This is a genomic window from Psychrobacter sp. 1176_08 (assembly GCF_052850615.1).
In genome coordinates this window covers 151,011-168,235 of sequence record NZ_VXCU01000004.1, presented here as the reverse complement: position 1 = coordinate 168,235, position 17,225 = coordinate 151,011, and the positions used below count along the sequence as shown (strand labels likewise).

Here is a 17,225-nt window from a genome sequence, read left to right as displayed (position 1 = left end):
CGCTAAGGTCAATTCATGAGTAAGTCATCCATCGCCCATAATCGAGTACCTACTAAGACCAGCCTGTTACCAGACCCTCATCTTTTAGCAGATAAAACGCTGATTATTTTTGATTGGGATGGCACGTTGATGGATTCAATTGGCTTGATTGTTGAGTCTATGCATGTGGCAGGAGAAGCTCATGGATTTCAGACGACGGATAAAGAAGTACAAGATATTATTGGACTGAGCTTGATGAATGGTATTGAGATTTTATACCCTCAAGCGAATGACGCGCAAAAGCTCGCCATTCAACAAAGTTATGCGGAGTATTATATTCCCAATAGTCATCGCACGCCGTTCTTTACACCAATAAAAGATATGCTTCAGAGCTTACAACATCAGGGAAAAAGCCTTGCGGTCGCCACTGGCAAAAAAAGAAAAGGGCTGGATCGAGTATTGGATGCCTCTAACAGTCATCATTATTTTGTCATGACACGCTGTGCTGATGAAGCAGGATCAAAACCTGATCCGCAAATGCTGACCGACATTTTGAATGACACACAGCAGCCAATCGCCAATGCCGTTTTTATTGGTGATAGCATTTATGATATTCAGATGGCCACGCAGTTAGGAATGACCAGTATCGCAGTGAATTATGGTACAGCATCAAGTGCAGAGCTTGCCGCTCAGCAGCCGACTTATCAAGTGGATACGCCGCAGGCCTTGGTAGATCTATTATGTGGATAGTGCAAAAAGCTATAACTGTTCAATAAATACACCAATAAAAAAGGGTTTATCGCAAATAACGATAAACCCTTTTTTATGACAGACGGTGCTTAGTTAGCGCTTTTTTACTTATCGGTATCTTGTGCAACATTTAATAATTCATTGTCGCCATTTTCAGTCTCGTTTGGCTCACTAAGATCGGTCTCAATGAGTTTGTCATCGTTAAGCTGATAGTCATACCAGTTACCCATCACGCCTGCCAACTCATCCAAACCTTCTTTTCGTAAAGCAGAAAAGAGTTGAATGGTGCACTTTAATCCCAGTTTTTTGAGACGTTTACGGGTATTCAAAAGCGCGTTTTTAGATGCACCATATTTTAGCTTATCTGCTTTAGTGAGCAAGATATGTACAGGTAGTTCGCCATCTTTTGCCCAGTGCAGCATTTGCTCGTCAAAGAACTTGAGGGGATGACGAATATCAGTCATCAATACCAAACCTGCAAGACTTGAGCGTGATACCAAATATTCTTCTAGCTCCACCTGCCACTCTTTTTTCATCTCAAGTGGCACCGCAGCATATCCATAACCAGGTAAATCAACCAATCTTCTATCCGTACTGCCAATACTAAAGAAGTTAATCATCTGCGTACGCCCAGGTGTTTTGGAGGAGCGTGCCAGCTGGCGCTGATTGGTCAAGGCATTAATAGCCGAAGATTTTCCTGCGTTTGAGCGTCCTGCAAAAGCAACCTCTAATCCTATATCAGGGGGACAGAGGCGAAAGGTAGGCGCTGAGGTCATAAATTCTGTTTGCTGAATTTTTTGACGAGATTTGGTGTTGAACAACGCATGTTCTGCGGCAACATCTGTAAACGGGGTACTCATAAATGGCTCATTAATCTTTAAAAAATGGATACAGTCGTGAAATTTAGTCCGCTGGCTATTTTGATCGAACATGAGGCAGAAGAACTATATACAGTGATGAGAAATTATCCGAAAACTCTATGGTCTTATAAGCAATCAGACAGTCATCTCATATTATCGACTATTCTATACTATTACAGGTCTTACTGATTGAAATAACAATGATTAACATCATATAAATGTCATCGTAACAATAAGTCTCAACAGTCATTTCTAGAATTTATCGCTCGCTAAAACACGTTACCAAAGCCAAACTATATTTATCTAGGTTTATATGACATACATTGTTACAATGTTTATTAAGATATGTTTAGTTAACTATATTGAATGAATGCCGTTTAATAAAATGATTGATTAAACGAATGACGCACTAAATGGAGGTGTCCTATGTTCTCAATCACCACGCTTCTAAACCAAACTCATCGTCTTTTAATTGGTAGCGGCGCTGCCTTACTATTAGGGGGTGCGATGATGATCAGCGCTAGTGCGGCCGACATCGCTACTACCTATGATAACTCATGTGCCGCCTGTCATGATAGTGGGGCGCTAAATGCTATCAAAAAAGGGGATAGTGCCAAGTGGCAACAACTTATGAAACAAAAGAGTATGCCAGCCCTGATTAATTCAGTGAAAAATGGAATGACTCAAATGCCAGCTGGTGGTCTCTGTAACAATTGTAGCGATGATGATTATCGCAAGCTGATTGAATATATGAGCAAGTAATAAACTTATTGGTACCACCAAACCCTACAAAATAGGGAGGTAAGAACTCAGGCAGTGAATGCATTGTATATTTAGTGCTTGCTTTGATATGTCGTTGAAAAACTGATGAATGTAACGATTAAGTAGGCAAATACTACAAAGTCTTGCTATAATAATTAAAAATAAACCCTGATGTTAGTAAGTACTTTCAGACTGCTTGTGTCCAAGACCTTAAAATACATGTCTGCCTATTAAGAAAGGGGTAGCTTATACTAGGTATCTTATCAGTACAATCATTCTAAATAATGCTTACGCCGAGCTAGTAGGATTTGTATCAATGAAAAAGTTAATCGCTGCTGCCAGCTTATGCGTTGCAAGTTTCAGCGTACAAGCTGCTATTATTGTTCCTGAATACGATGTCAATGCTGGTAAGCAAGTTGCAGAAGCTGTTTGCGCGGCTTGTCATGGTGTCGACGGTGTCAGTGTGGTTCCTGCGCAGCCTAATTTAGGTGGTCAAAACGTAAAGTATCTTTATAAACAGTTGGTCAACTTTAAAGCAGGTTACCGTAAAAATGGTATCATGCAATCGCAAGTAGCAAACCTGTCTCAACAAGACTTGGCCAATGTCGCTGGTTACTATGCCAGTCAAGCGCCTTGGGGTGTGGGTTTTGGTAATCCTGCAACCAATCAAGAAGCAACCAAGCTTTTCTTGGGTGGCGATAAGTCGCGCGGTGTGATTGGTTGTGCAGGCTGTCATGGTCCAGATGCTGCTGGTAATGTGTGGGCTGCGTTCCCAAAACTTGGTGGTCAGCATGCTCAATATATCGCCACTCAGCTAAAACTATTCCGTGCCGCAGGTCGTGTGGATGATATTGATAGTGATGAGCAAAAACGTGTCAATGATGCTGCAAAAGAAGGCGAGATGGGCATGATGCAGACAGTGGCATCAAAACTGTCGGATCGTGACATTCGTGTCTTGTCAGACTACATCAGCGCTATTCACTAATTCATTGGTATCACTTACAGTACTTGGTGCTGACTTTTGATTTAAGTTGCGCGCCACTTGAGTACACATTGGTTATTATTTAGTTACTAAACCCCGATTTCGGGGTTTTTTTATAACTGTCCGTCCCCTATATTATAGAGACAATACCAAAGTAAAATCATATACAGGCGTTTGCCATTGCTCTGTGTGATTATACATTGTCGTTATTCCCTTTAGATCGTTTGGATTTATATTATGATGATCCGTTATGCTTCTTACTTTATTGCCGCATTGCTACCGTTACTACTATTCCGCTGGTTTGTGCCAGCATCAGTTGGCGAAATCGATTTTTGGCTGCTCTGGCTATTAGCCATGATAGTGGTATCACTGCCTGTCGTTTATGCCGAAATAGCATTGGCGTATCGAAGTGTTGATGCACCATTGGCAGGTATGCAAAAGCTTACTCGCGAAGCAGATGCCAGTCCAGTGTGGCGCAGTTTTGGTTGGTTGGCAGCGCTCGTGTCTATTGTTATCGCCGCCTTAGTAATATCTGGTGCTAGCACGGGTATATTGGCAGCACTGACGGAACTTAATAGCGTGCCTGATGTGCCAAGTTTTGCGTTAGCAGCAGGCTTGATTGTCATCACTGTGTTACTTAGCCTGCTAGGCGTTGCACCTTTACCTATTGGACTCGGGTTAATGGTGGTAGGACTGCTAATGGGTCTGACAAACGGCTTGCCCACGACTCACTTTGCTATGACTGGCATTAGTTTAAGCGAATGGGCACGTGCTGTCGCATTAGCATTGGTCAGTGTGGGCGCAGGTACCGGTTTATATTGGTTCGGTCAGAATCTGGTCGCCAAACAAGTAATCACAGCAAACACCCATAATGTGCAAAAGCGTGCGACCAGCGAGTATCGTGCTACCAAGTCGGTATTGCCGATTTGGATATTGCAATTGTTGGTTGGGGTAGTGGTGCTACTACTTAGTGGCATGGCAGTGCCGCCGATTGGGCAGCTTTTGTATTGGGGCGGCGTATTGTTTGTGGCCAGTTACTTGCTGCACTATAGTACTCAGCAGTTAGCGCATAAGTTTGGCCTAATGATCAGTTTGATGGCTACTTTTGTATTGGCATTGGTATTAGTAGTGGCTGTTCCGACCACGTGGCTAGTCGGTATTTTGGTCATTGTAAGTACCGTGGCAGTCTTATTGCTGTCAATCTTCGCAGGCTGGCAAATGAAAATCAGTCATTTACGTAAGTCATTGAACTTTGGTAATGAAGCATTTTATAACTTATGGCGGGTGGCGATACGTTTGGTCGTACCATTGGCTCTTTTATCAGCGCTAATAGGTTGGGTAATGCAGTGGTTGAGCTAACGGTGGACAGTCATGAGGCGGCAATAGGGTCTGATCAACAACCCATGCTAATGACCGTATATTTGGCATATGCCGAGGATGCAAAGCGTCAGCATTATCTGACTTTACCGGTGAGTCAAGGCAGCAGTTTGTATGACGCGCTCAAGCAGGCGGGCTGGCTAGTTAAGTTTCCAGAGCTTGCACGCTGGTGCCAAGAGGTTATGAACAATGCCATACCAACCGCAAAACAATGGCATGTTGGCGTCTATGCAAAAAAACAGCCGCTTAGTTATATATTGCAGCCGCTTGATCGTATTGAGGTATATCGTAGCTTAAGCGCTGATCCAATGTCTCAGCGCAAAAGCAAATCTCGTGGTTAATAGAACAGTCTTTAGAGTCAGTTTCTACTATTAAGAAATTGATAGCAATTAAGAAGCTGGCAGACTGTCAATACCTTCGATACGATTAACCAAACCGTTGTCATCGAAGTAAATAACCAAATGCTGGCTGGCATCTTTGACATCAGCGATACCTTTGCGGCGTCCTTCTGTACCAGCTTGATAGTCGTAAATATAGTCCCAACGCTTGGGTTCAAGTGTGTCCCTGATGGCTGGACTACCAAGAATATAGAGCACTTGGTTTTGGTTCATACCCACTTGTATTTTTTGTGCTTGGGTTTGAGTAATCGCCGTGCCTTGTGGCAAATCAATCTTATAAACACTCAATAATGAGCAGCCAGACATCGCAACAGCAGCGCTAAGCATACTGGTGATAGCAATCTTGCGTAATGCGCTGGTACGGCTTAATGGACGAAAATTTAATGTCTTTATCATGGTAAGATGACTCATAAGCAATGAATTAGGCGCGGCCAAAGTTGATTGAAGCTGATCTGACCGATAATCTTGGACAAATGATACGTCATTTACTTGCAATTTCCTACCACTTACGACATTATTTACCAAACACTACCTGAGTAGGTTTATTATTTATATTTTAAATTCATGGACTTGCATTCATATTCCAAAAAATAAGAGCTTGGCCATTTATTTATAAAAACTCAGTGAGTCCTTATTAAAAAATTTTATATTGAATAGAAAATAATCACTAACGATTGTTTATTTTATATTTTTGGATTTTTATTTGCTAAGACTGTCACAGTCAGAAGGAATATTATGGCTTCTTTTACCAATCAAGATTTACGTAAAGCCGGCTTAAAGGTTACGTTACCTCGTATCAAGATTTTAGAGTTGCTTGAAAGTGCTGAGTTGCATCACATGAGCGCAGAAGAAATTTATAAGGCGCTGATTGATCAAGGCGAGGATGTGGGCCTAGCGACTGTTTACAGAGTGTTAACGCAGTTTGAGCAAGCAGGAATCGTCGAGCGCCATAATTTTGAAAACAATTTATCTGTGTTTGAGATCACTCAAGAAGGTCATCACGATCATCTGGTTTGTGATGTTTGTGGCAAGATTATAGAATTTCATAACGAAGTAATCGAAGAAGAACAACTCAAAGTAGCAGAAAAACATGGTTTTAAACTGTCAGGCCATTCATTGGTATTATATGGCATTTGTAATAACCAAGAATGTCGAGATAGTGCCAAATAATCAGGCCTAGCTTGATTTTCTTAAGCCAAGCGTGAGCATTGCACTCAAACTAGAAAAAGCCTTTATTAATGATAATAAAGGCTTTTTTTGTGATGAAAGGTTTTGCTCTGTTGTGAGGAAGACAGGTTAAAAATATCTAAGTGATGTCTAACGATAAACTATCAGCGCCTTCGTCCAGATTCGCCATACCATTTTTACTACTTAGTTTGATTTTTAAGCGTAAGTCATTGGGAGAATCCGCATGAAGAATCGCTTCTTTGTATGTGATTTCTCCTTGCTCATATAAGTCAAACAAAGCTTGATCAAAGGTTTGCATGCCACTCTCACGCGAACGCGTCATGACATCTTTGATTTCATGAACCTCACCTTTACGAATATAGTCACTAATCAGTTGGGAGTTTAATAAAATCTCAATAGCAGCACGTCGCCCTTTACCGTCTGGAGTTGGAATGAGCTGCTGAGCAATAATGGCTTGTAGGTTTAGGGACAAATCCATAAATAGTTGATTGTGACGACTGGTTTCAAAAAAGTGAATAATACGGTCAATGGCTTGGTTGGCATTGTTTGCGTGTAATGTTGCAAATACCAGATGGCCTGTTTCGGCATATTGAATCGCATAGCTCATGACCTCTCGGTTGCGAATCTCACCAATTAAAATAACATCAGGCGCTTGGCGCAAAGTATTTTTCAGACCCGCTTCAAACGAGTGGGTATCGAGACCGACTTCACGTTGGGTGATGATACAGCCACGATGTTTGTGAACAAATTCAATCGGATCTTCAATGGTGATGATATGACCGTGAGAATTTTGATTGCGATGTCCGATCATAGCAGCAAGCGTAGTAGATTTGCCTGTACCAGTAGCACCAACCAACAAAATAATACCCCTTTTTTTCATTGCCAGCTCTTTTAGGGCAGGTGGTAGGCGTAGCTCTTCGACGGTTGGGATTTTATTTTCAATTTTTCGTAAAATCATTCCTGCCATATCACGCTGTATAAAAGCACTAACCCGAAAACGGGCTTGTTGAGCCTCATCAGAGATAGCAAACTGGCATTCATTGGTCTCTTCAAATTCTTTTTGCTGAGAAGGCGTCATTACCCCTTTGACCAGTCTCATGGTTTGATCAGCACTCAACGGTGTTTTACCTACTGGCAGGATTTTTCCATTTATTTTCATGGAAGGGGCCACATCAGCGGTAATAAAAAGATCAGAGCCATTTTTATTGATCATTAGCTGCAATAGTTTATCAATATCCATATCGTACCTGCACTCGATGTAAATCGATTAAAGAGAAGTCTAAAATTATGTGTTCAAAATCGCTAATAATGATCAGTGAGAATAAATATCCTACATTGCTAATGCTTCTATCAATAACGAAGGGCTGGCAATATAGGATCGATGATACTACAAAAATGCCTCAGGCTGTTTGGCATAAGGGCGAGCCACATCTTTACTGATGGTGCCTTTTCCTACTAAGTTCTTCAAGGTTTGATCAAGGGTAATCATGCCGTCACCTGCCCCAGTCTGAATCGCTGAATACATCTGAGCGATTTTATTTTCACGTATCAAGTTACGAATAGCAGGTGTGCCCAGCATGATTTCGTGTGCAGCAACACGCCCGCCTGTTTGACGACGTAGCAGCGTTTGTGAAATCACCGCTTGTAATGATTCAGATAACATGGCACGAATCATGTCTTTTTCTGCTGCAGGAAATACATCGATAACTCGGTCAATCGTCTTGGCGGCTGAGCTTGTGTGTAGTGTGCCGAATACTAAGTGACCAGTTTCTGCGGCCGTCAATGCCAAACGAATGGTTTCAAGGTCACGTAGCTCACCGACCAAAATAACATCTGGATCCTCACGTAGGGCAGATCGAAGTGCTGGCTCGAAGCCTAATGTATCGCGGTGAACCTCACGTTGGTTGATAAGACTTTTTTTGGATTCATGGACAAATTCAATGGGGTCTTCAATGGTTAAAATATGCTCTTTACGAGTTTCATTGATATAGTCAATCATGGCTGCTAGTGTGGTAGATTTGCCTGAACCTGTAGGGCCTGTCACCAATACGACACCACGCTTAAAATCTGAGACACGTTTAAACACATCGCCCATCCCCAAATCTTCCATGGTAAGAACTTTAGAGAGAATGGTCCGAAAAACAGCGCCAGCACCACGATTTTGATTAAAGGCGTTTACCCGAAAACGGGCTAAATTGGGAATCTCAAAAGAAAAATCTGTCTCAAAAAACTCTTCAAAATCGGCACGCTGCTTATCATTCATGATGTCATAAATAAGCTGATGCACCACTTGATGCGTCATTGAAGGCATATTGATTCTAGTCATCTCACCATCGGCGCGAATCATAGCCGGCATACCAGCTGAAATATGTAAATCTGATGCTTTATGCTTGACGGTGAAGCGAAGCAAATCTTCAATACTTAAAGGGTTTTTTTCAGCCATGATCAGATATTCCTATCAATGAAAGTGGGACAAAAAAGCATAGAATATACGGTTGCCAATCGATAGATGCGCTTTTAGAGCAAGGACTTCGATGAAGAGTAAGCGAGGAAATGAACGCTAGTAATTGGTTGTATTTGTTAATCCATGTAACAATATAATAACAAGACTATTGGCATTTAACCATCTACTACATCAACAAAATGCAAAATTAGTTATGCTTATAATTAAAGCGCTTTTTATTTAATATTTGATCAAATTATCCTTGTGAGCTTTATATGAAAAACGATGAAAATAATATAGATAGTCAAAGCCTCATTAATAATTGGCAGCAAGTCAGTGAACAGATGAGTCAAGCTTGTGATAAAGTCGAGAGACAAACCAAAGATGTTGTCCTATTGGCTGTCTCTAAAACCAAACCTGCTGAGATGATTGCGACATTGGCTCAGCAAGGACAAGCACATTTTGGCGAAAACTACTTACAAGAAGCGGTAGAAAAAATTAATAGCCTAAAAGCACAGCATGACTGTACCACTATTATTTGGCATTATATTGGCAGTATCCAGCGTAATAAAACTCGTGATATCGCTGAGCATTTCGATTGGGTACAAACGGTCGAACGTGACATTATTGCCAAGCGCTTAAATGATCAACGCCCAGCTGAGATGTCGCCATTGAATGTATTGATTCAGCTAAATATTGACAATGAAACGAGTAAGTCAGGGTGTTTGCCAGAGCAGCTACCTGATTTAATCAAGGCGATTAAAGACTATGAGCGATTAAAGCTTCGCGGCTTAATGATCATTCCTGCTAAGGCAGACACTGATGCATTTGCTCGAACCAAGCAGTTGTTTGATGAGATCAAACAGCGTCACCCAGAGCTGAGTGGCTGGGATACTTTGAGTATGGGAATGAGTGGGGACATGACAGAGGCAATCGCTAACGGTTCTACAATGGTACGCGTTGGAACTGCCATCTTCGGCGCAAGAAATCAGCTGTAAACCAAGATATTCCCACATAGTCTATAAATACTGGGCGTTTGCTGTTCTTGCAAACGCCTTTTTGCATCTATGATTTATCAAGGCTTATATATCGCTTTATTGTCTTGGTGCCTGAACGGTCCATAACTGAAGAAAAAAATGCTTTGTAGGGCATGACCAAGATGTACTTGGCTTGAGCGTTGCCATCGTATCCATTCAAGCACCAATATACAAAGTGTCAACCAGATGATGCCTGCGATATAACCGGCAATAATATCACTGGGAAAGTGGGCGCCCAAGTAAATTCGACTCGTACCGATAAGCAAAATGAGTAAACCCAATGCCAGAGAGGAGCCTATTTTTATGACTTTGTTTTGCTGGCTTCTTACTATCAAATAAATGAGGAATCCATAAAAAACCAGCGAGCCCATCGAGTGACCACTCGGAAAACTAAAACCAATCGCGTCGATTGCTTCGTTAATAGAAGGTCGCCCTCGCTCATAAATTTGCTTTAACAACCAAGTCAGCGCTCCAGTACCGCCGACGGCTATGATAAAAAAAAGCGTTGCCCATTTATCTCTGGCTTTGAACCAAAGTGATAAAATCACAACGACAGATAAGCTGGTTACAAACCAGACAGAGCCCATATGAGTGACCGAGGTATAAATAACATCAAGTGTTGAGGTTTGCAGTGTTTCAAAAAATCCAATGGCACTACTGTCAAACCTTTCGAGCTTATCTTCTAACACGTTTTCTGCCAATTGAGAAAACAGCCAAATAAGTAACAGGGCTATTCTCAAGCCTATGATCAAAACAATAGACAAAAAGCCTGCTTTTTTGATGTCTGCTTCCATAATATACGCGCCTTTTGATCAACCCATTTTTATGACAATAACCATAAAAAAGCGCTTACCTTAACATTTTCAGAGAGCGTCTCGCTTTACTCAATCATTATCAAATGTTGAAAAGATTGTATGTAGTGGTGAATACTCAATGTAGGGACAAATTCCACGTAACGAGAGTAGTTACTTTATTCAGGGTCTTCAAACTTGGTTACCAACATCTGAGTGATTTTGAGGTTATCAGTGGCGATAATCTCAAACCGATAATTGGCATACTCAATCGTGTCCGTTTTCTTTGGAATTTTACGTAGCATGTACATCATAAACCCGCTAATGGTCTCATAGTTCTGACTACGCGGTAAGCTGACAATGTCCAAGGCACGAACCACATCTTCAATCGGAGTCATACCGTCGATCAACCAAGAATTATCTGTACGTTGGACAATTGGCTGCTCCTCGGTAGTCACAAGCTCGCCCATAACGATGCTCATGACATCTTTGAGGGTAATGACGCCCACCACCAATCCATATTCATTGACGATAACCGCAAAGTCCGCCCCAGTAGATTTAAACATCTCTAGAACTTCGAACAAAGATAAGGTATCAGGAACAAATAGCGCGGGCTTGAGGAGCGCTTTATCGGTCAAGCTGACCTGTTGTTGGTTTAAAACCAACGCCAAAAAACTGCGTGACTCTACATAACCCAAGATTTGTTCTAAGTCATCTTCATAGCACACCAAAAATTTATTGTGTGGCTGCTCAATCATCACTTCAACAACGTCTTCGGTAGTGGTCTTGGTATCGAAATACACGATGTTTTCGCGCGGATTCATGACGGAGGTGACGGTGCGCTCTTGCATATCAAAGATGTTTTCGATGAGATGATGTTCCTGCTTCTTGATGACGCCTGCTTCTGCACCTGCATCCATTACGGCATAGATATCTTCTGGTGTCATATCATCTTGGCGTATGGTTGAGATACCCAAAAGCTTAAAAACGATATTTGCCGCACCGTCAAATACCCAAATCACAGGTTTAAAGAAAAAAATCAATAGCATCATGGGCCGTACAAGACGTACCGCGATGATTTCACCATTGGACATCGCAAAACGTCTGGGCATCAAGTCAGCAAGTAGGGAAAATAAACTGGTAATCAGAATAAATGATATGACAGACGCGACGGCTTCATTATCCAATAATTGCTCTAGATAAGGACTGATAGCAGATTCTCCGACTGCCCCTGCTGAAATCGCGACTGCATTGAGCACCACTTGTACGACGGTAATAAAACTGCCAGGATGTTCTTGCATTTTAAGCACATCAAAGGCACGAACATCGCCTTCTTTTGCCATGATTTGTAGTTTAATCTTACGAGCCGCCGCGATGGCAATCTCAGCAGCAGAAACAAAAGCACTTAAGGCTAGCAGTAAAATAAGAAAAATACTGGCAGTTAGCAGACTCATGACATACTCGGTAAAAAATGTGGGGGTTAAAAATAATAGTGAGAGAATTCATTAGAAGGAGACGTAAAGCATGGTTTATAACAAATTTGAAAGCATAAAAACGGAAAAAATAAGTATATAGAAACCAAAAAAGCTGGGAGAGCTCCCAGCCAATGGTAAAAAATCCAATTCTCTATAAAATGGTTAGGCCATCAGCACAGCACAACTTTTAAGAATTAAAAGTTGCGTGAGCAGAAGCGGTTAGCCTTTTATGGACCATTTATTGACCAGAGGATAACGGCGCTCACGGCCAAAGGCTTTGTGGCTAATCTTGGTGCCAATAGGTGATTGCAAACGTTTGTATTCGTTATGATCGACCATCTTGATCACTTTTGCGACCAATTCTGCATCAAAACCTTTATCGACGATGTCTTGATAACCCATGTCCTCGTCGATATAAGACATCAAAATACCATCCAATACATCATAGTCAGGCAAGCTGTCTTGATCTTTTTGATCTGGGCGTAGTTCGGCTGATGGTGGACGTGTGATGACACGCTCAGGGATGACAGGCGTATCTTCTAAACGGTTGCGATAGCTGGCTAACTTATAGACTTGGGTTTTGTACACGTCTTTTAAGACGTCAAAACCGCCCGCCATATCACCATATAGCGTCGAATAACCAACCGCCAATTCGGACTTGTTACCAGTCGTGATAACCAGATGACCGAACTTATTGGACAATGCCATTAGCACAACACCGCGTGCACGGGCTTGGATATTTTCTTCAGTGGTATCGGCAGGTGACTTATTAAATAGTGGCGCTAGGGTATGACGAATGCCTTCAACAGCATCAAAGATAGGACAAACCGTATAAGAAACATTTAAACGGCGGGCTTGCGCCTGCGCATCTTCTAAGCTGATTTGAGAGGTATACTCGTACGGCATCATGACCGCATATACTTTGTCAGCGCCTAAGGCGTCAACGGCGATACATAGCGTCAATGCCGAATCAATACCGCCTGATAACCCAACGATAATGCCAGAGAATCCTGAGTGATTGACATAGTCGCGCAGACCAACCACCAATGCCTGATACATCTCTGACTCACGACTCAAGGTCAAAGGTGCTTTAGGTTGATTGTTGAACTTGGCTGTTTTGACATCCAAAGTCGCCAATAACAGCTGATTCATAAAGCGCGGCGCTTCATGGGCAACGCTGCCATTAGCTTGTACGGCCATAGAGCCACCATCGAACACCAAGTCATCTTGGCCACCAACGGCGTTGACATACAAAATAGGTAAGTTGTTTTCGCGGCTACGTTTGGCTAGCATGGTTTTGCGGTTTTCTTGTTTTTCAATCTCAAAAGGGGAAGCGTTTAAGCTGACAATCAGATCAGCGCCTTGTTTTTTCAGATCAGAGATTGGACCTTTTTCCCACAAGTCTTCACAAATGAGAAGACCAATGGTGATGCCTTTATAGTCGAATAAAACTTGATTGCGACCTTTATCGAAGTAGCGACGCTCATCAAATACGCCATAATTTGGCAAAACTTGCTTGTGATAAAAACCCTTTTGATGACCATTGTGCAAAATGGCGGCAGAGTTAAAAGTGCCATGATGGTCCACATGTGGATAACCAACAATCATGACGATATCGTCGATATCACTTAAGTTTGATAAGGCGTTTTTGACACGGCCTGACAAGCTTGGGCGTAACAATAAATCTTGAGGAGGGTAGCCCAATAGCGCAAGCTCTGGGAAAACGATAACGTCTGCGCCTTGTTCGCGTGCTTGCAACGCAAGGGTACGCATTTTTTCGGTATTGGTCGCGATATCGCCAACTAAGAAGTGCGATTGCGCCAAGGCAAAGGTAACAGTCTCTTGTGGCCTGCTGGTCTCATTTGAAGTAGTGGTATTGGGATTATCAGTGTCTTTTGACATCGTTATTTTTCCTATCGATATAGTATTTAAAAACAGTATTTAAAATTTGGTCGGTCAGTGTTGATCTATAATAAAATCAAAGTCGCCCCGAAACTCACTCAAAATAACACTCTTTCATATTTAGTTCTAATATAGAACCTATATGATGAGTCTCAATCTTACTTAATCCGCTATACGATACCGATGCATAATATCTAAAATTATGGCATGACTCTAAAAATCAGATACGACAGTCTAGAGAAAGGTATTGAATAGGTTTTTGGTTTGAAAAATGCTATGTCTTTATAACCATCAAAATAAATGCGCTCAAATGAACGTAACTATGTTGAAAAGCTCAAGATAATACTCTTAGTATAACATCAATTGTCCTGACAAATAGAACGCGCCAGTGAATTACCTTTCAAGATATATGTTTCATGCATAAAGATAAAAGCGGTTTGGTATGCTTTGTTTTTATAGACTAAAAGTATGTATGACGTTTTGAATACTGTTGTCATGGTCTAGTAAGTTAAGATAGAGAAAGTTGTAAGTAAAAATTACAACATAGCGTTATAAAATGGTCTTTTTTTGCTGCATAATAAATTAGCTTAATAGCAATATTTTGACTTTATTTTAATAGCATTTGTAGACAGTGATAGCGTAGGGTATGCTGTTATTGAATGCCGATCAAACAGCGGTTTGCCGCTATATTACAACCCGTAACCCTCGTTAATGGACACAGTTTATAGATAAGCTCTGTAAATTGGCGTTCATCATATATTTATAAACTTGCCAGCAAGGCGATGATACGCCTTGCTACCTGCTCTTGGCTTATACGCTATGATTGAAAATTGGACAAAAGAGTTTATTATTCAGCGCTTGCTGGCTATTACTTTATTGGTTGTATTATTCGTATTGTGTTTTCAGGTCATACAATTTTTTATTGTACCGGCACTTTGGGCAGCCATTCTGGCATACGTGACTTTTCCGGTTTATAACTTTTTTTATGAAAAAGTGAAGCTCAGCCCCAATTTTAGCGCTGCCATTATGACGGTGAGTATATCTTTGATAATAGGTGTACCACTTGTGATTGGGGTGTTTATTCTTCAGCAAGAAGCCCTGAGCTTGATTAGTAATCTAGTATATCGTGTCAAAGTCGGCTATTTGGATGTACCCAATTCTATTAAAGATTTACCAGTTATTGGTCAACAAGTCAAAGATGTGCTGTGGCGAATCAACAAAAACCCTGAAGGAACACTTGAAGCTTTTCGAATGTGGGTGCAGTCCCATTTGTATTATGGCAAAGTCGCTTTAGATGTGGCGTTCAGTAGTCTTGCCAAGCTTGGTATGGCATTGATGACCTTGTTCTTTTTCTATCGCGATGGGACCAGTTTGATTCGTCAAATTCGTCAAGCGTTACGCAATATTATTGGTAATCGCATCGATGGTTATATTGATTCGGTGGGTACGACTACACGTGCTGTGGTATATGGTATTGGTTTGACTGCCTTAGCACAGGCACTATTGGCAGGTGTCGGTTATTACTTCGCTGGCGCGCCAAGTCCTATTTTATTGACCATTGTTACTTTTATTATTGCCTTGATTCCTTTTGGCACACCATTTGTGTGGGGCGGGGTGTCCATTTGGTTGCTGAGCAAAGGTTACACGGTAGAGGGAATTGGTTTGGCGCTGTGGGGCACTTTGGTGATTAGTTGGGTTGATAACTTAATCCGTCCTATAGTGATCAGTGGCGCGACCAAAATTCCTTTTATTATTATTTTCATTGGCGTATTGGGTGGTCTAACGGCCTTTGGCTTTGTTGGTTTATTTATCGGCCCTGTGGTCTTAGCCATTGGACTTGCGGTATGGCGTGAATGGATCTCGAACCACAAGAATGAGCTATTTGCGGCGCAAGAAAAGGTTCTGATTGATAGCCAGACTTTGCCTCCAGAAGAGAAAATAGAATGAGTATCGCAGTCGTTAATAATTGACTGCAAAAAAGTAACTTAGCAATTCTGAGACAATTTCTGGCAGCGTGATTTTAGATAAAAACTGTAAATCAAAACAGCCACAATAATGCTGCAACTATTATGAAGGGTAATATGGATACGACCACACCTATTACGATCATTGCCGATAGCAATATCGCAAGCTTAGATGAGTTTTTTAATGCTTCAACGCTTGGACAAGCAACTGGCCAAACTGTCAATATCATCACAGTGGCTGGACGGGATATCAATGCAGCTCTTTTAGCAGAGTTGCAGCCTGAGATCTTATTGATACGCTCGGTGACACCAGTGGGTGAGGCATTATTGGCTGCTAATAAAAGTGTACGATTTGTGGGCTCTGCCACCATCGGTACCGATCATGTCGATCAAGAGTATTTGATGACGCGCCAGATAACGTTTGCCAATGCGGCTGGCTGTAGCAAGCATTCTGTTGCGCAATATGTGTTGACGGCTATCTTGACTTTACGACCGCAGTATTGGCAACAGGCAATGACGCTTGGCATTATTGGGCTGGGTAATATTGGCAATACCTTGGCTGATTATGCCAGCGACTTAAGCTGGCAGGTGCTCGGTTATGATCCACTGCTACCACCTTCCGATATAAACAATGCCAGCCTAGAGCAAGTTCTGAGTCAGAGTGATATCGTCAGTCTGCATGTGCCATTGACCAGTCACAAAAATACAGATACTCAGCATACTAGCAACGGCAGCGACTATCCAACGCACCATCTAATCAATGCAGAGACATTAGCAATGATGCCTGTCCATACCATGTTAATTAATAGCGCGCGTGGTCCTGTCATTCAGGCAAGTGACCTTGAAGCAGATATCAAACGTACTAACAGACAAGTGGTGTTAGATGTGTTTGAGCATGAGCCACAAATTTCAGAGCGATTACTCTCTAAGCTTGCCATTGCTACGCCGCATATTGCTGGTTATACCGTAGAAGGTAAGCTGCGTGGTACACAAATTATTTATGATGCACTATGTGAGAAATTATCAGTCACACCGACTCAATCTATGCAGGCATTATTGCCGCTGAATATGTTCTTGTGGTCGGAGCTAAAGGCACATCCAGATAGATTGAGTAAGTTTTACGATATTAAGCAAGATGATTCGGCTCTAAGAGAAAAGGTAGTCGATGGTCAAGTAAACGGTGCTGACTTTGATCAGCTGAGACGTGATTATCATCTGCGCCGTGAGTGGCAGCCTTAAACATTCAATCACAATGTATACGGTCAGTCTAAAAACCATCATTCGAAAACGATTATTCGTCAGTTGTAGTAAATAATA

General features: G+C 41.7%; 16 protein-coding genes. 9 read left to right on the top strand and 7 right to left on the bottom strand.

The window, feature by feature from the left end; all coding sequences use genetic code 11:
- Positions 1-15 precede the first annotated feature (15 nt).
- Positions 16-729 (top strand): HAD-IA family hydrolase, encoded by a 714-nt coding sequence (locus FW759_RS06690; RefSeq protein WP_446442515.1) that lies wholly within the window; start codon positions 16-18, stop codon positions 727-729.
- A gap of 104 nt (positions 730-833) precedes the next feature.
- On the opposite strand, the gene yihA is transcribed toward FW759_RS06690, so the two are convergent.
- Positions 834-1,589, bottom strand: coding sequence for a ribosome biogenesis GTP-binding protein YihA/YsxC (gene yihA / locus FW759_RS06685; RefSeq protein WP_084387219.1), 756 nt, complete (start codon positions 1,587-1,589; stop codon positions 834-836).
- Positions 1,590-2,015: 426 nt separating this feature from the next.
- Between yihA and FW759_RS06680 the strand changes: the two genes are divergently transcribed.
- From FW759_RS06680 to FW759_RS06665, 4 genes are all read left to right on the top strand, one after another.
- Positions 2,016-2,351 carry a c-type cytochrome gene (locus FW759_RS06680; RefSeq protein ID WP_446442514.1) on the top strand — a complete coding sequence of 112 codons (336 nt, stop codon included), beginning with the start codon at positions 2,016-2,018 and terminating at the stop codon, positions 2,349-2,351.
- A gap of 316 nt (positions 2,352-2,667) precedes the next feature.
- Complete coding sequence (locus tag FW759_RS06675) at positions 2,668-3,336, top strand: c-type cytochrome (protein ID WP_062843730.1); 669 nt, start codon at positions 2,668-2,670, stop codon at positions 3,334-3,336.
- A 234-nt stretch (positions 3,337-3,570) separates the two neighbouring features.
- Entirely contained in the window at positions 3,571-4,692 is a 1,122-nt protein-coding gene (locus FW759_RS06670) for a hypothetical protein (protein ID WP_446442513.1), read from the top strand.
- On the top strand, positions 4,680-5,051 hold the full coding sequence (locus tag FW759_RS06665; RefSeq protein ID WP_446442512.1) for an RnfH family protein: 372 nt from the start codon (positions 4,680-4,682) through the stop codon (positions 5,049-5,051). Before FW759_RS06670 ends, FW759_RS06665 begins: the two co-directional genes overlap by 13 nt.
- 48 nt (positions 5,052-5,099) lie before the next feature.
- Here FW759_RS06665 and FW759_RS06660 read toward each other — a convergent pair whose 3' ends face one another.
- Positions 5,100-5,519, bottom strand: coding sequence for an outer membrane protein assembly factor BamE (locus tag FW759_RS06660; protein ID WP_062845808.1), 420 nt, complete (start codon positions 5,517-5,519; stop codon positions 5,100-5,102).
- A 324-nt stretch (positions 5,520-5,843) separates the two neighbouring features.
- Here FW759_RS06660 and fur point away from each other — a divergent pair, with 324 nt between their 5' ends.
- Positions 5,844-6,278 carry a ferric iron uptake transcriptional regulator gene (fur, locus tag FW759_RS06655; protein WP_062843732.1) on the top strand — a complete coding sequence of 145 codons (435 nt, stop codon included), beginning with the start codon at positions 5,844-5,846 and terminating at the stop codon, positions 6,276-6,278.
- A gap of 136 nt (positions 6,279-6,414) precedes the next feature.
- Here the strand turns inward: fur and FW759_RS06650 are convergent, their stop codons facing one another.
- Both FW759_RS06650 and FW759_RS06645 read right to left on the bottom strand, forming a co-directional pair.
- Positions 6,415-7,536, bottom strand: a complete 1,122-nt coding sequence (locus tag FW759_RS06650; RefSeq protein WP_095569168.1) for a PilT/PilU family type 4a pilus ATPase — start codon at positions 7,534-7,536, stop codon at positions 6,415-6,417.
- A 147-nt stretch (positions 7,537-7,683) separates the two neighbouring features.
- Complete coding sequence (locus FW759_RS06645) at positions 7,684-8,739, bottom strand: type IV pilus twitching motility protein PilT (protein ID WP_446442511.1); 1,056 nt, start codon at positions 8,737-8,739, stop codon at positions 7,684-7,686.
- 275 nt (positions 8,740-9,014) lie between these two features.
- Here FW759_RS06645 and FW759_RS06640 point away from each other — a divergent pair, with 275 nt between their 5' ends.
- The gene (locus FW759_RS06640) at positions 9,015-9,737 is read left to right on the top strand and encodes a YggS family pyridoxal phosphate-dependent enzyme (RefSeq protein WP_446442510.1); all 723 of its coding nucleotides are present in this window, start codon (positions 9,015-9,017) and stop codon (positions 9,735-9,737) included.
- Between the two features lie 77 nt (positions 9,738-9,814).
- Here FW759_RS06640 and FW759_RS06635 read toward each other — a convergent pair whose 3' ends face one another.
- From FW759_RS06635 to FW759_RS06625, 3 genes are all read right to left on the bottom strand, one after another.
- Positions 9,815-10,570 (bottom strand): phosphatase PAP2 family protein, encoded by a 756-nt coding sequence (locus FW759_RS06635; RefSeq protein ID WP_446442509.1) that lies wholly within the window; start codon positions 10,568-10,570, stop codon positions 9,815-9,817.
- Between the two features lie 176 nt (positions 10,571-10,746).
- Positions 10,747-12,021, bottom strand: coding sequence for a hemolysin family protein (locus tag FW759_RS06630; RefSeq protein ID WP_446442508.1), 1,275 nt, complete (start codon positions 12,019-12,021; stop codon positions 10,747-10,749).
- 240 nt (positions 12,022-12,261) lie between these two features.
- A complete protein-coding gene (locus tag FW759_RS06625; RefSeq protein WP_446442507.1) occupies positions 12,262-13,944 on the bottom strand; it encodes an NAD+ synthase in 1,683 nt (560 codons plus the stop codon).
- Positions 13,945-14,763: 819 nt separating this feature from the next.
- On the opposite strand from FW759_RS06625, the gene FW759_RS06620 reads away from it, so the two are divergent.
- Entirely contained in the window at positions 14,764-15,891 is a 1,128-nt protein-coding gene (locus FW759_RS06620; RefSeq protein WP_062843738.1) for an AI-2E family transporter, read from the top strand.
- 134 nt (positions 15,892-16,025) lie between these two features.
- On the top strand, positions 16,026-17,147 hold the full coding sequence (locus FW759_RS06615; protein ID WP_446442506.1) for a 4-phosphoerythronate dehydrogenase: 1,122 nt from the start codon (positions 16,026-16,028) through the stop codon (positions 17,145-17,147).
- The last annotated feature ends 78 nt before the right edge of the window (positions 17,148-17,225 follow it).